General features: G+C 73.7%; 11 protein-coding genes. 7 read left to right on the top strand and 4 right to left on the bottom strand.

Features of this window, described 5'->3' with window-relative positions; genetic code table 11:
• Positions 1-82: 82 nt before the first annotated feature.
• On the top strand, positions 83-748 hold the full coding sequence (locus tag FH610_RS07805; protein ID WP_139573594.1) for a TetR/AcrR family transcriptional regulator: 666 nt from the start codon (positions 83-85) through the stop codon (positions 746-748).
• A gap of 39 nt (positions 749-787) precedes the next feature.
• Positions 788-1,645 carry a class I SAM-dependent methyltransferase gene (locus tag FH610_RS07800; protein ID WP_139573593.1) on the top strand — a complete coding sequence of 286 codons (858 nt, stop codon included), beginning with the start codon at positions 788-790 and terminating at the stop codon, positions 1,643-1,645.
• Between the two features lie 4 nt (positions 1,646-1,649).
• On the opposite strand, the gene FH610_RS07795 is transcribed toward FH610_RS07800, so the two are convergent.
• Positions 1,650-1,907 (bottom strand): helix-turn-helix domain-containing protein, encoded by a 258-nt coding sequence (locus tag FH610_RS07795; protein ID WP_139573592.1) that lies wholly within the window; start codon positions 1,905-1,907, stop codon positions 1,650-1,652.
• A 53-nt stretch (positions 1,908-1,960) separates the two neighbouring features.
• On the opposite strand from FH610_RS07795, the gene guaA reads away from it, so the two are divergent.
• Together guaA and FH610_RS07785 are read left to right on the top strand one after the other, a co-directional pair.
• Entirely contained in the window at positions 1,961-3,508 is a 1,548-nt protein-coding gene (guaA, locus tag FH610_RS07790) for a glutamine-hydrolyzing GMP synthase (RefSeq protein WP_139573591.1), read from the top strand.
• A 107-nt stretch (positions 3,509-3,615) separates the two neighbouring features.
• The gene (locus tag FH610_RS07785) at positions 3,616-4,836 is read left to right on the top strand and encodes an acyltransferase family protein (protein WP_240808823.1); all 1,221 of its coding nucleotides are present in this window, start codon (positions 3,616-3,618) and stop codon (positions 4,834-4,836) included.
• On the opposite strand, the gene FH610_RS07780 is transcribed toward FH610_RS07785, so the two are convergent.
• Positions 4,775-5,512, bottom strand: a complete 738-nt coding sequence (locus tag FH610_RS07780) for a polysaccharide deacetylase family protein (protein ID WP_139573590.1) — start codon at positions 5,510-5,512, stop codon at positions 4,775-4,777. The genes FH610_RS07785 and FH610_RS07780 overlap by 62 nt on opposite strands.
• A gap of 219 nt (positions 5,513-5,731) precedes the next feature.
• On the opposite strand from FH610_RS07780, the gene FH610_RS07775 reads away from it, so the two are divergent.
• Genes FH610_RS07775 through FH610_RS07765 form a run of 3 tightly spaced genes read left to right on the top strand, consistent with a single transcriptional unit; the run spans position 5,732 to position 12,725 of the window.
• A complete protein-coding gene (locus tag FH610_RS07775) occupies positions 5,732-7,645 on the top strand; it encodes a glycosyltransferase family 2 protein (protein WP_139573589.1) in 1,914 nt (637 codons plus the stop codon).
• Positions 7,642-9,252: a glycosyltransferase family 2 protein gene (locus FH610_RS07770; RefSeq protein ID WP_161627939.1), complete on the top strand. Its 1,611-nt coding sequence runs from the start codon at positions 7,642-7,644 to the stop codon at positions 9,250-9,252. The genes FH610_RS07775 and FH610_RS07770 overlap by 4 nt, the downstream gene beginning before the upstream one ends.
• Positions 9,253-9,293: 41 nt before the next feature.
• Complete coding sequence (locus FH610_RS07765; protein ID WP_139573587.1) at positions 9,294-12,725, top strand: bifunctional glycosyltransferase/CDP-glycerol:glycerophosphate glycerophosphotransferase; 3,432 nt, start codon at positions 9,294-9,296, stop codon at positions 12,723-12,725.
• Between the two features lie 24 nt (positions 12,726-12,749).
• Here FH610_RS07765 and FH610_RS07760 read toward each other — a convergent pair whose 3' ends face one another.
• Entirely contained in the window at positions 12,750-13,157 is a 408-nt protein-coding gene (locus FH610_RS07760) for a DUF3592 domain-containing protein (protein WP_161627938.1), read from the bottom strand.
• Positions 13,158-13,268: 111 nt separating this feature from the next.
• On the bottom strand, positions 13,269-14,111 hold the full coding sequence (locus tag FH610_RS07755; RefSeq protein WP_139573585.1) for a hypothetical protein: 843 nt from the start codon (positions 14,109-14,111) through the stop codon (positions 13,269-13,271).
• Positions 14,112-14,116 lie beyond the last annotated feature (5 nt).

Here is a 14,116-nt window from a genome sequence, read left to right as displayed (position 1 = left end):
GTTGCCGTAGGGGCATGGAACAGCAACTCGGTTAAAAATGCAACCGGGTTAAGTTTTCTTGCGATGCTGCTAGCCTGTGCCCATGGTCGAGGGGCTGCGGACGCGGAAGAAGGAGCGGACCCGCCAGGCCATATCCGAGGTCGCGATCGCGATGTTCCTGGAACACGGCTTCGACCGGGTGGGCGTGGCCGAGATCGCGGCCGCGGCGGAGGTCTCCAAGCCCACGCTGTTCCGGTATTTCCCCTCCAAGGAGGATCTGGTCCTGCATCGGATCGCCGACCACAGGGGAGAGGCGGCGGCCGTGGTGCGCGCCCGCCCGGCCGGGCGGACCCCGCTGGACGCGCTGCACGACGCCTTCATGGCCGGGCTGGACGCCCGCGAGCCGACCACCGGCCTGTGTGACCACCCGGCGGTGCTGGCCTACCACCGCCTCGTGTTCGACACCCCCAGCCTGGCGTCCCGCGTGGCCGAGTACGCCGCGGCGGACACGGAGGCGCTGGCGCAGGCGATGAGCGAGGCGGCGGGTCCCGCGCCCCGCGCTCCTGGGAGCACGTCCCATCCCGTGCCGCGCCTGACGTCGCGCCTGGTGGCCGCGCAGTACGTCGCCGTCCGGCAGATCCTGGCCAGGGACAACTACGCGGCGCTGGCGTCCGGCCGGACGGCGGGCGAGGTGTACGGCGAGGCCGTCGCCGCCGCCGGCACCGCCTTCGAACTGCTACGGCACGGCGCGCGGGCGCACGGCCTGTGACCCATCGCCAAGATCGCTGAGGCGGTTTACGCTCGACGGGTGCAGACCGAGGGGCCCAGCAGGACCGCGCTCCACACGGCGGCGGCGCGCGCCGCGCACCTGATCGTCGACGGGGAGCCGGTCGTCTTCCGCGACCCGTTCGCGTACGCCCTGCTGGGCGAGTGCGCCGAGCACTACGTGCGCCCGCACCGCGAGATGGGGGACCACCCCGTCGTCGCCGGGCTGCGCGCGGCCGTGGTCACCCGAGGCCGCTACGCCGAGGACCGCCTGGCCGGCGCCGTACGGCGGGGCGTCCGCCAGTACGTGATCCTCGGCGCGGGGCTGGACACCTACGCCTGCAGGTCGGCCTCAGGTCCTGTGGAGGTCTTCGAGGTGGACCACCCGGACACGCAGTGCTGGAAACGGGAGGCGATGGCGCGTGCGGGCCTCCCGGCGCCACACCGCCTCACGTACGTCCCCGTGGACATGGAGGCCGGGGAGTGCCCCGTCGACCGGCTCGTCGCGCACGGGTTCGACCTCGCCCGGCCGGCGTTCGTGAGCTGGCTCGGCGTGACCGTCTATCTCACCCGCGAGGCCGTCGCGCGTACGCTGGCCGGGCTCGGCCGCCTCGCCCCCGGCAGTGAGATCGTCATGGACCACATGCTGCCCGAGGCTTTGCGCGGCCCGCGCGCCCGGGCGTACGCCGAGACCCTGATGCCGCTGGTGGCGGGCGGCGGTGAGCCCTGGCTGACGTTCCTGAGCCCGCGGGAGGCGGCGGACCTGCTGGAGGAGCACGGCTTCGAGGTGGTCGAGCAGGTCCCGGAGTGCGACGCCGCCGGCCCCGCACTCCGGGAGCGTCCGGACGCCCTGGCCGGCAGCGGGATCTCGGTGATCACCCGCGCCCGCCGGAGGGACTGACGGGTCAGCCCCCGGCGCCGGGTGAGCGCAGGGTCTCGCGGCAGGTGTTGTCGCGGACCACGGCGAGCAGCGAGCAGAGCGTCTCCACCTGTTCCGGCGTCAGGCCGCGCGCCAGTCTCCGGTGGACCTCCTCCTCGACGCGGCGAAGCCTCGGGCGCAGGGCGTCGCCCTTCGGGGTCGTGCTGACGATGCTGAGGCGCCGGTTCGTGGCGCACGGCGAACGAGGGCGCCGGCTGCGGCACGCCCGGGCGGGCAGCGTCACCGCGCCGATAGACTGGCGTTACCGCCTCGCTGCCTTCTTGGGGGTCCTTTCCAGTGTCTGAGTTCGACACGGTCCTCGTCGTGGACTTCGGCGCGCAGTACGCGCAGCTGATCGCGCGACGGGTGCGTGAGTGCCACGTCTACTCCGAGATCGTCCCGTCGTCGATGCCGGTGTCGGAGATGCTGGCCAGGAAGCCCAAGGCGATCATCCTGTCCGGCGGCCCTTCGTCGGTGTACGCCGAGGGTGCCCCGCCGGTTCCCGACGGCCTGTTCGAGACCGGGGTGCCGACCTTCGGCATCTGCTACGGCTTCCAGGCCATGGCCCGGGCGCTCGGGGGCGAGGTCGCCAGGACCGACTCCGCCGAGTTCGGCGGGACCGCGCTCAAGGTCCTCCAGGAGGGCCTGCTGTTCGCCGGCCTGCCCGTCGCGCAGACCGTCTGGATGTCCCACGGCGACTCCGTGGTCGGCGCCCCCGCGGGGTTCGCCGTCACCGCCGCCACCGCCGCCACCCCCGTCGCCGCGATGGAGGACCCCTCGCGCGGCCTTTACGGCGTGCAGTTCCACCCCGAGGTGCTCCACTCCGAGCACGGGCAGCAGGTGCTCAAGCACTTCCTCGAGGCGGCCGGCTGCCGCCCCTCGTGGACCATGCTCAACATCGTCGAGGACGCCGTGGAGGCCGTGCGCGCCCAGGTGGGCGACGGCCGGGCGATCTGCGCGCTGTCGGGCGGCGTCGACTCCGCCGTCGCCGCCGCGATCGTCCAGCGGGCCATCGGCGACCGGCTGACCTGCGTCTTCGTCGACCACGGGCTGCTGCGCAAGGGCGAGGCCGAGCAGGTCGAGCGCGACTTCGTCGAGGTGACCGGCGTCAAGCTGCGCGTCGTGGACGCCTCCGAGCGCTTCCTCAAGGCGCTGTCGGGCGTCACCGACCCGGAGGAGAAGCGCAAGATCATCGGCCGGGAGTTCATCCGGGTCTTCGAGGACGAGCAGCGCGCGATCCTCGCCGACGGGCCGGTGGACTTCCTCGTGCAGGGCACGCTCTACCCCGACGTGGTCGAGTCCGGCGGCGGCACCGGCACCGCGAACATCAAGTCGCACCACAACGTGGGCGGGCTGCCCGAGGACCTCAAGTTCGAACTGGTCGAGCCGCTGCGCACGCTGTTCAAGGACGAGGTGCGGCGGGCCGGCGAGGAGCTGGGCCTGCCCGCGGCGATGGTCTGGCGCCAGCCGTTCCCCGGGCCCGGCCTCGGCATCCGGATCATCGGCGAGGTCACCCGCGAGCGCCTCGACCTGCTGCGCGAGGCCGACGCCATCGCCCGCGAGGAGCTCACCCGCGCCGGTCTCGACCGCGACATCTGGCAGTGCCCGGTCGTGCTGCTCGCCGACGTCCGCTCGGTCGGCGTGCAGGGCGACGGCCGCACCTACGGGCATCCCGTCGTCCTGCGGCCGGTGACCTCCGAGGACGCCATGACCGCCGACTGGGCGCGGGTGCCGTACGACGTGCTGTCGCGCATCTCCACCCGGATCACCAACGAGGTCCGGGAGGTCAACCGGGTGGTCCTCGACGTGACGAGCAAGCCGCCGGGCACCATCGAGTGGGAGTGACCCGCGGATCATCGATCGGGGATCGGTAAGCGGGGATCGGTAAGCGGGGATCAATGAGTGGGGATCAATCGGAATGATCCCGGCCGTGCCGGATAGAGTGGCGCGGTGTGATTGCCACTCACCCCGTCACCGATCGGTCAGGTGCGAAGGTCACCCGGCTCGCGTGGCTCGACGCCCTGCGGGGGATCGGCGCGATGGCGGTGGTCGCCGAGCACGCGCTGCCCTGGCTCATGCCGTCGCTGCGTCCCTACTGGTTCAGCCTCGGCATGTACGGCGTGCTGGTCTTCTTCCTGGTCAGCGGGTACATCATCCCCGCGTCCCTGGAGAACAGAGGCGACGTCGGGGCGTTCTGGGTCAGCCGGGTGTTCCGGCTGTACCCGCTCTACCTGCTGGTGATCGCCGCCGTGCTCGTCATGGCGTTCTGGGTCCCGGTGCGCCAGGAGGTGCCCCGGCATCCGTCGGCCGTGGCCGCGCACGTGAGCATGCTGCTCGACGTCGTCCACACCGGCGCCCTGGCCGACCCGATGTGGACGCTGTCGTACGAGATGGTGTTCTACCTGCTGGTGACCGCGCTGTTCGTGGGCGGGGCGCACCGGCGCAGCGGGACGCTGGCGATCGCCTTCGGCGTCGTGGCGGTCGCCGCCGGGCTGGTGCTTTCGGCGCCGCTGCTGCCGGGGCCGTGGCCCGCCGTCGCCGCCTGCGTGGCGTTCCTCGCCGGTCTGGCCTGCCTGATCACCGGCCGGTTCCGCACGGTCGCGGCGTACGCGCTGGGCCTGATGGCACTCGTGCTGCTCGTCTTCGGCAGCTTCGTGCCGTGGTTCGGGGCGGCCATCCTCGCGGTGATGTTCACGGGGACGGCCCTGTACCGCTGGGAGCGGGGCACGGGCGGGCTCGGCCCGGTCGTGGCCGCGGCGGCCCTGGTGGCCGCCGCGCCGGTGTGGTCGATCCAGGCGGGCTGGTGGTGGGTGCAGCCCGACGTGTGGATCACCACCATCGTCCTCGCCGGCGGGACGTTCGCGCTCGGCATGGTGCTGCGCGGGCGGCGCGTCCCCGGCGTGCTGACCTGGCTCGGCCTGATCAGCTACTCGGTCTACCTGGTGCACCACCCGCTGCTCAAGTATCTGAACGCGCTCGCCGGCGACCTTCGGTCGCTCACGCCGACCGGCCAGGCGGCCGTCGCGCTCGGCTATCTCGTGGCGCTGCTCACACTGAGCTGGCTGACCTATCGCTTCGTGGAGGCGCCGGCCCAGGCGCTGGGCCGCAGGATCACTCGACGGCGGTCGTCGTCTCCATCCCCGACCGGTCGGGATATACCTGTCCCGGGGTGAGCTCCTGGCCCTCGAGCAGGGTGGACACCGTCACGAAGCTGTAGCCCTCCGCGGTCAGCGTCTGGAGCACCTCGGGCATCGACTCGACGGTCTCCTTGATCGTCTCGTGCATCAGCACGACCTCGCCCTCCCCGGCCACATCCAGGGCCCGGTTGGTGAGAAGGTCCACATGCCGGTAATCCTTGATGTAGTCCTTCGTGGCGGTCGTGCCGGGCACCTGGATGAGCCCGAACTTGGCGGTGATCTCCTCCACGCCGCCGTTGCGCAGCCCGCCCGGCGCGCGGAAGAGCTTCGGCGTCTTGCCCGTCGTCTTCTGGATCAGCCGCTGGGTGTCGCCGATCTTCTTGTTGATCTGGGCGTACGTCAGCTGGGTCAGATAGCTGGCGTCCCACGAGTGGTTGCCGATCTCGTGGCCCGACTTGGCGATCTGCTGAGCGAGCTTCGGGTGCTTCTTCACCTCGGTGCCGATGAGGAAGAACGTCGCCTTCGCCTTGTAGGTGGTGAGGGTCTTCAGCAGGGTCTGCAGGTACGGCCCCGGACCGTCGTCGAAGGTCAGGGCGATGCATTTGTGGGTCGCGCAGTACGGTTCATCGGTCCCGCGAGCCTGCGCAGGGGTGGCGGCGGCCGCGGCGAGGGCGCACGCGACGGCCAGAGGGATCAGACGACGTACAGCCATGGGGTACTCCTCGGGGGGATCTATAACGCGGCATCGTAACGTGCTCCGCGTAACTTCCTCCTCTTCAGTCCGGTTTCGTACTGACCGCAAACCTTCGTCCACCTGGGACGGGAGCGATTAAACCTTCGGCCAAGGAAGGGACTAAGGCCGCCCCCTCGCGAGTGCGGTTCGCGATGCTGGGCCGGTCGGAAGAGGAACCGGGCAGCGTGAGGAGGGCGGGTGACGCGAACCGCCACCCGGTCGGCGTGGGGGACGTGGATCGGGTTCGAGTCCTGTCCCGCGCTGCTCGGCCGCCTCGTCGAGGGCTTCGCCGGTCCCTGGATCCCGCTGGAGGACGTTCCCGTCCCCGATCTCTCGACAGCTCCGGTGGGCGACGCCGACGCGAGCCCGGAAGCGGCGGCGGCGGCGGAGGCGGGGCGGGACGCGGCGCCGGACGGAACCGGCGCGGCCGGATGCGTCGTGCTCGCCGCGCGGTCGCCGGCCGACCTGCGCAGGGCGGTACCGCTGCGCGGCCTGCTGCCCACCACGACGCGGGTGCGCGTCGCCGTCGCCGACGTGCCGCCCTGGGCGGCCCAGCCGCTGCCTGTCGCCGCTCCGGGCGCCTGCTGGCGGCACCTGACCGAGATGCGGGTCTCCCGCCGGGGCCGCGGCTGGCATCTGGAGGCCGCCTTCACCGAGCCGGTGCCGGCCGGTGACGTCGTGGCCCACGTCGCGAACGGCCTGTTCGGCGGATGTGAGGCGGCCACTCCTGTGGCGGGTCTGGAGGGCGGCGTCACGGCCGACTGGCGGCCCGGCGACCCCAACGTGACGCTGTCGCCGCCCGGCGGGCCGGTGCCGGACCGCCGCGACGCCCCGGGCTGCGACCTGCCGCTGCGCCGGGCGGAGGCGGACGGCCCTGTGATCGCCGGCTCTGTTGTCGCCGGCTCCGACGGCTTGCTGCCGCCGCTGGACGAGGCCGTGGTCAACCCCATCGGATTCCGCCAGCATCCCTCGCAGGGGATGGCGGCGCTCGCCGCGCACCGGGACGGGTTCGTCGTCACCCTCGGCGGGAACAGGCTCGTACGGCTTCCGGCCTCCGGACGGGTCACGGACGTGGACGTCGCCCGCCTGCGGGACGTGCGCGGGATCGAGGTGCCCGCGCTCGACCCACAGGCAGGGGAGGGGCGGACGAGTGAGGTCGCCCGCGTCGTGGCCGCCCTCTCGGCCGCCGGGATCCCGGTGCTCGCCGCGCCCGATCCCGCCCGCGACCGGGCGCTGGGCCCCGCGCTCGCCGCCGCGCTCGCCGCCGTGACCGACCAGGCGCTCGTGTCCGACCTGCGCCGCGAGGAGCTGAGCATCCGGCTGCGCAGGGCCGCGCTGTGCGAGCACGGAGCCGTCGCCCGCTGGCGGCGTCTGGCCCTGGCCGCCGGCCTGCCGGTGCCGCCGGACCCGAGGGTCTCGATCCTGCTGTGCACGCGCCGCCCGGAGATGGTGCCGTTCGCGGTCGAGCAGATGGAGCGCCAGCGCGGCGTGAGCGCCGAGCTGATCCTGGGGCTCCACGGCTTCACCGCGCGGGAGGCGGCGATCCCCCGCACACGGCTGCCGGTCACCGTGATCGAGGCTCCCGCCGCGACGCCGTTCGGGGAGGTCCTGAACCGGACGGCGGCCGTCGCCTCCGGGTCGTACCTCGCCAAGGTGGACGACGACGACTGGTACGGGCCCGACCACCTCGCCGACCTCCTGCTCGCCCGGCGCTACAGCGGCGCCGACCTCGTCGGCTCGGCCGCGGAGTTCGTCTACCTGGAGCCGCTCGACGTGACGATCAGGAGGTGCATCGGCACCGAGCGGTTCGCGCCGCTGGTGGCCGGGGGCACGATGCTGGTCACACGGGCGGCGTTCGAGGCGGCCGGCGGCTTCCGGCCCCTGGCGAGGACCGTGGACGGTCAGTTGCTGCAGGCGGTGGAGGCCGTCGGCGGCCGGATCTACCGCACCCACGGCCTCGGCTACGTGCTGCGCCGCCGCAGCGCGTACGGCCACACCTGGCGTCAGCCCGTGCAGTCGTTCCTCGCGTCCTACCAGGAGCAGTGGCGCGGGCTGGTCTTCAACGAACTGATGGAGGACGGTGCCCGATGGCGGGCGGAGGTGAGGACGTGACGGGGGCTACGCGCATCCCGCTCAACGACTACGGGGTGCTCGGAGAGCCGCCCGCGCCGGGGGAGTGGGCCCCCACGCTCACGGTGAGCGTGGTGATCCCCGCATACCGCGCGGAGCGCACGCTGCCGCTGACGCTGGCCAGCCTGGCCCGGCAGACCTACCCGGCGCACCTCATGGAGGTCGTGGTGGTGGACGACGGCGAGCGGCCCATGGAGCCGCCGTCCGAGTCGTCGGCCGGGCCGCTGCCGGATCGGCTGCGGGTGGTACGCCCGCGCGGCGGGACGTGGGGGAGGGCGAGCGCCTGCGCGGCGGGGGCGGAGGCGGCCGAGGGCGAGGTGATCCTCTACCTGGACGCCGACCTCGTGCTGTTCCCCGAGCACGTGGAGGCCCAGATGCGCTGGCACCACCTGGCCGACTACCTGGTCGTGCTCGGGCACCTGCGCTTCGTGCCCGGCCTCGACGAGGTCCCGGCGAGCGAGGTGCTCGCGGCAGTCGAGGCGGATGCGGTGCCCAAGCTCTTCGCCGAGGAGGACGCCACGCCGCAGTGGACCGAGCGGCGCTGGGACCAGACCGACGACCTGCGGGCGGCCGGTTTCAGCGCGTTCTCCGTCATGGTCGGGGCCACCGCGTCGCTGCCCGCCCGCCTGCTGCGCGCCGCAGGAGGGCTGGACGCCTCGCTGGTCCTCGGCGAGGACACCGAGCTCGGCTACCGGCTGGCCCAGGCGGGGGCCGTGTTCGTGCCCGACCGCCGCAGCCGGTGCTGGCACCTCGGCCGGTCCACCGTCATGCGCCGAGAGCCCGACGTGAAGCGGCACAACTGGCCCCACCTCGCCGAGCGCGTCCCGAGCTTCCGGTGGCTGCGCAGGCACCCCCACCGCACCTACCTCGTGCCGTACGTCGAGGTCGTGGTCGAGGTGGGAGACGCGTCGTTCGAGGAGGTCAGGGCGACCGTCGACGCCGTGCTCGCCGGGCGGCTGCCCGACGTGCGGGTGACGGTCGTCGGGCCGTGGGGACGGCTCGGCGGCGGGCGGCGGGACCCGCTCGGCGACCCCTCGCTCGACCTGCGCCTGGTGCTCGCGTGCTACCAGGGTGAGCCGCGCGTGCGGTTCCGCGAGGCCGTGCCGGACGACTGCTTCCCCGTGCCGTTCCGCTTCCACTGCCCGCCCGGCTGGGTGCCGTCGCGCGGCACGATCGGCTCGGTGGTCAAGCACGCCGACCGGCAGCGGCTCGGGATCGTCTCGCTCGCGCTGGACGAGCGCGAGGACGGCCGCGTCGTGCACGCCCGCCTGGAGCGGACCGCCGCGATGAGCCGCGCCCGCCACTGCGCGGGGCCGGGGGACGACCTCGGCGACCTGGTCCACGAGATGTACGGCACGGTGTGGGACGCGGGCGACAAATGGGGGTTCCTGCCCGCCGCGCTCGCCGCGACGACCGCCCCGCCGCTGCCCGGCCGCGCCTGGACGGACACCCCCGGAGAGGCCGGGGCCGCGAGGGCGCTCCGCAGTCCCCGCCACCAGGGCCGGCTGAGCCTGTCCGGGCCCAGGCGGCTGCGCCGCACCGCCCGGCTGCTCCGCAGGCGCCTGCGCGCGCTCGTGCGCCCGGCCTGAGCCGCGCGTGTTTCCCGCTTCGCCGACCCTAAGGACCGCCCGTGCCCCGCCTCAGCGTGATCGTTCCGATCTACGACGTGGAACCGTACGTCGCCGGCTGCCTGGCCTCGGTCGCCGCGCAGACCTGGCAGGACATCGAGGTCGTCATGGTCGACGACGGCTCGCCGGACGGCAGCGCCGAGATCGCCGCCGGCTTCGCGGCGCGCGACGGCAGGTTCCGGCTGGTCCGCCAGGCCAACGCGGGGCTCGGGGCGGCGCGCAACACGGGTGTGCGGCACGCGACCGGGGAGCACCTGATGTTCCTCGACGGCGACGACCTGCTGCCGGCGCACGCCCTCGAATGCCTCCTGGCGTCCCTGCAGCGGTCGGGATCGGACCTCGCCACGGGCAACGTGCTGCGCCTCGACGGGCGCGGCGCCCGCCAGTCGGCCATGCACCGGGCCGTCTTCGCCGACGCCGCCGCGGCCACCCACATCACCCGGGCGCACGCGCTCCTGCGCGATCGGCTGGTCACCAACAAGCTGTGGCGCCGCTCGTTCTGGGACGCCCACGGGTTCGCCTTCCCCGAAGGCGTGCTCTACGAGGACATCGCGGTGGCCCTGCGCGCCCACTTCCTGGCGCGGGCCGTGGACGTGCTGCCCGCGCCGGTCTACCTGTGGCGGCGGCGCGAGGGCGGCGGCCGCTCGATCACGCAGGACAAGACACAGGTCGCGCATCTGAAGGACCGGTTCGCCGCCGTCACCGAGGTCCGCCGCTTCCTCAGCGAGCACAACTTCACCGCGCACATCCACGCCTGGGACCACGCCGTGCTCGACGGCGACCTCACGAACTTCCTCGACGTGCTCGACCAGGCCTCCCCGGCGTTCCGGGAGCGCTTCCTCGACCTCGCCGGACTGTACCTGGAGGACGTGGCGCCGCCCGTGCTCGACGGGCTCCCCGCGCTGCGGCGGCTGCAGTGGCATCTGGTGCGCCTGCGCCGCCTGGCCGACCTGCTGGAGGTCCTGGCCTGGGACCGGGAGGTGAAACCCGACCGGCGGCTCGTCCGCAGGATGGGCGGCCACCACCTGAACGTGCCCCTCGCCCGCTCCGCCGACCGAGAGATCCCCGCCACCGTGACCCGGGCCAGGGACGAACTCGTCCCGCGTCACCGCATCGACGCGGTCCGCTGGGAGAACGGCGTGCTCGTGGTGGAGGGACGCGCGGCCCCGCCGTACCTGCGTCCCACCCGGCGGGTCCACCAGCAGGTCTTCGCCGCCCTCGTTCACGAGCGGACCGGGCGGCGTGTCCGGGTGCCGGCCTCGGTCACCAGGGCCCGGGTGTCCACGAAGTCGAAGGAGCGCGACTGGGGCGGCTTCCGGCTCGCCATCGACCCCGCGACCCTGGCCAGGCCCGGCCGGCTCGGGCGGTGGCACGTCGAGCTGCGCGTGCTCCACCGGGGCGTCCTGCGGCGCGGACGGCTGACCGACCCGCGCGCCACCGCCTCGACCGTCGAGCAGGCGGGGTATCGCACCGTGGGCCCCGACCACTACGTCGCGCCGCTGCTCGGGGAGACCGGCGCCCTCGTGCTGCGGGCCGAGCGGGAGACCGCCCGGGTCGTCACGCGGGAGGTGCGCGACGGCCGCCTGCGCCTGGTGGGCCACGTCGTCAACGACCTCGGCCCCAGCCCGGTGCTCCAGGTCACGCGGCGCCCCGGAGGCGTCCCCCGCGCCTATCCCGTGCACGTCGACCGGCGTACGTTCGAGGCCGTCGTCGACCTGCGGGACCTGCTGCCCGCGTCCCGGACTCCGCCGATCGCCGTGCCGGCGGAGGTCGCCGCGCCCGAGGCGTGGTGGGAGGTCGAGGTGCGGGCCGCCGACGGCACCGTGACGCCCGTGACCGTCGCCGAGGACGTGCCCACCGGCCGCTACGGCCTGGCCGGCCGTGAGATCGTCGTGACCCGCGACCGCACCGGCGGCCTGGTGCTAAGGGACCAGCCCGTCGCGGCGTACGCCGACCTCGCCGAATGGCTGCCCGCGCGCCGAGGGGGAGGCGGCGAGTTGCTCGTCGAGGGCGGCCTCGCGGTGCCGCACGAGATGTCGGCGCTGGTGGTGGCCGCCCTCGACCACGTCGCACCCGCCACGCACGGCACCCGCACGACCCCCCGGCGCGGGGAGTGGCTGCTGCCGATCGAGGGAGCGGGAACCCGCTTCCGGGCGCGGCTGACGCCCGAGCAGGTCGGCTCGCCCGCCGGGCCGCTGCCGCTGCCGCGCGGCCGCTACGCCCTGGCGATCCGGGCACGTGCCGCCGGAGGAGAGTGGACGGACCTGCCGCTGGAGTTCGACACGGACGTGCCGGCGGCCCACCAGACGGCCCGCCGTACGTTCGGGATCGTCACGTCGGGTCCGGGCCGGGCCGTGCTGACCGTGAGCGGCGACCTGACCGCCGACGAGCGTGGCAAGAAGGCCCAGCGGGTGCTGCGCACGAGGACCTATCCCCAGATGAGGGACAGGCCGCTGCGGGACGCCGTCCTGTTCGACGGCGGCGCGGGCACCCGCTTCGGCGGCAGCCCGAGGGCGGTCTGCGAGGAACTGCGCCGCCGGGGGACCGACCTGCCGCTGCTGTGGAACGTGCGGGACGGCCAGGTCGCACTGCCCGGCGACGTCGAACCGGTGCGCACGCTGGGACGGGAACACTACGAGGCCCTCGCCCGGTGCCGTTACGTCGTCACCGACGCGCCGCTGCCGCCGTGGTTCGAGCGCAGGCCCGGCCAGGTGGTCGTGCAGACCTGGCAGCAGCCCGTGTACACGTCGGAGGACGCCGCCGGCGGTTCCGGGGCGGGTCAGTGGACCCACCTCGTCTCCGCGGGCCCGTGGTGGACGCCGCTGCTGCGGCGGACGTTCGGCTTCGAGGGAGAGGTGCTGGAGACCGGCCTGCCCTGCGACGACCTGCTGACCGGACCCGGCGCCCGGGAGCGCGCCGCCGAGGTGCGGCGCCGCCTCGGCCTGCCGGAGCGCGCCCACGTCCTGCTCTACGTCGCGGGGGAGCACGACACGCTCGACGCCGGACGCCTGGCGGCGCGACTGACCGGCGACCACGTCCTGTTGGTCCGTCACCCGGCGTGGGCCGGGACGGACGGCGTCCGCCTGCGGGACGTGAGCGGCCATCCGGACCCGCACGAGTTGTACCTCGCCGCCGACGTCCTGATCGCCGGGGACGTGGCGGCGGTGTTCGACTTCGCCGTGACGGGACGCCCGGTGCTCCTGCACGCCGGCCGGCCGCGGGACCTGTGGCTCCTGCCCGAGGCCCCGGGGCCGGTGCTGCACGGTAACGCCGGGGGTGGCGCCGGGGGAGAGGACGAGGTGCTCGACGCGCTCGCGCACCTCGGCGAGGTCGCGGACAAGCACCGGAACGCGTACGCCGCGTTCCTGGCGAGGTATCGCCCGATGGCCGACGGGCAGGCCGCCCGCCGGGTGGTGGACGCCCTGTTCATCTGACCGCCGCGACGTGTGTGCCGCCGATCAGGTGACGGCGGCGGCGAGCATGACGAGGCCGATCGCGAGGAAGACGCAACCGGCGATCACCAGTCCCACCGATCCGGTCAGGCCGCGCCCCGACGAGGTGTCCATCCGCGCCTTGCGCGGGTCGTCCGGGTCGTACAGCACGACGACCTGTCGGCCCGTGAGGTTGAAGATCTCGAAGGAGCCGCCCCTGGTCTGGCCGACGGTCTCGATCTCGGCGCCGTCGAGCGTGCGGAAGCGCAGGATCGGAAAGTACTCGTGGGAGTCGGTCCTCCATACCCGGTGGCTGCCGACGACGATCCCCGGCACCCGGTGTGCCGAGGCGAGGAACGCCCGGCCGCTCCGGAACCGGTGAATCCCGCCGGCGATGAACGCCACGCCGAACGCCAGGGCGAAAATGCCGAACACCGGTCGCGACCTCCCCTGCGATGCGGACGGCGGCGCCTCCGGCCGCCCAGGCCCGATCCCCCTCGCCGGAATCTACCGGGCCCTGCCGAGCCCGGAAAGATCGGTTGACGATCAGGGGTCGAAGACGTCGATCGCGCCCATGGCGATCCTGGCCCGCACGTCCTCCACCGTCATCGACTGTCCCGAGGCGCCGCGCACCAGCACCGGCCAGTGCGCCGCGGCGGCCTCCACCAGTTCGGCCGCCAGCACCTGCGATCCGGGCGTCTCGAACACCTCCAGCAGCACGCAGGTGCCGGGGGCTTCTCCGAGCGTTTCGCGGGTGACCGAGGCGGGTCCGGGCGGGGTGGCCCGCGCGTCGGCCAGCTGAACCCAGACCCGGGCGGGCCCGCGTTCCAGCAGCGCGTCCGCCTCCTCGCCATCGCCCGCCAGGCCGCCCAGTGACCGGACGAGCCGTTCGACGTGCCGGGGCGTCACATCAGGGGGGAGCGCCATCGTCACGAGGGCGACCCGGCCACGGCGCGCCGCGGCGGGGGACGGGTCGTGCCATGTCGCGGCGTCGAAGAAGCCCGCCCGCCGCTTCGCCAGCCGCCGGTGGAACCGCTCGACGGTGAGGATCTCGCCGCCGAGATCCCTGACGAGCAGCGGCCAGCGATCGGCGGCCGCCAGCACGATCTCGGCCGCGAGCCACTGGCTCCCGGGCTCGCCGGTCATCTCGAGGACCAGGGCGGACCGGGGCGGCAGGTCCAGCGCGGATTCGTACGCGGCCCGGAGATCCTCGTAGCGGAGCAGGTCCGGGTCGAGCCGTGTCCAGACGGTCCCTCCTCCGCGTTCGAGTACCACGTCGTAGTGCTCGGGCGAGCCTTCGCCGGCCTCGCCGCCCAGCGACTCGACCAGTTCCCGTACGTCGCCGGACGTGACGTCCGCACCAAGGACGACGATGACGTTCCTCGACACCCGGT

Origin of the sequence: Microbispora catharanthi, from assembly GCF_006334915.2 — a bacterium.
Classification (GTDB): domain Bacteria; phylum Actinomycetota; class Actinomycetes; order Streptosporangiales; family Streptosporangiaceae; genus Microbispora; species Microbispora catharanthi.
This window is presented reverse-complemented; position numbering and strand designations above follow the sequence as displayed.

Excerpts from the sequence above, each read along its gene's own strand:
- FH610_RS07805 (WP_139573594.1), top strand. The coding sequence starts at position 83 with ATGGTCGAGGGGCTGCGGACGCGGAAGAAGGAGCGGACCCGCCAGGCC.
- FH610_RS07780 (WP_139573590.1), bottom strand. The coding sequence starts at position 5,512 with ATGGCTGTACGTCGTCTGATCCCTCTGGCCGTCGCGTGCGCCCTCGCC.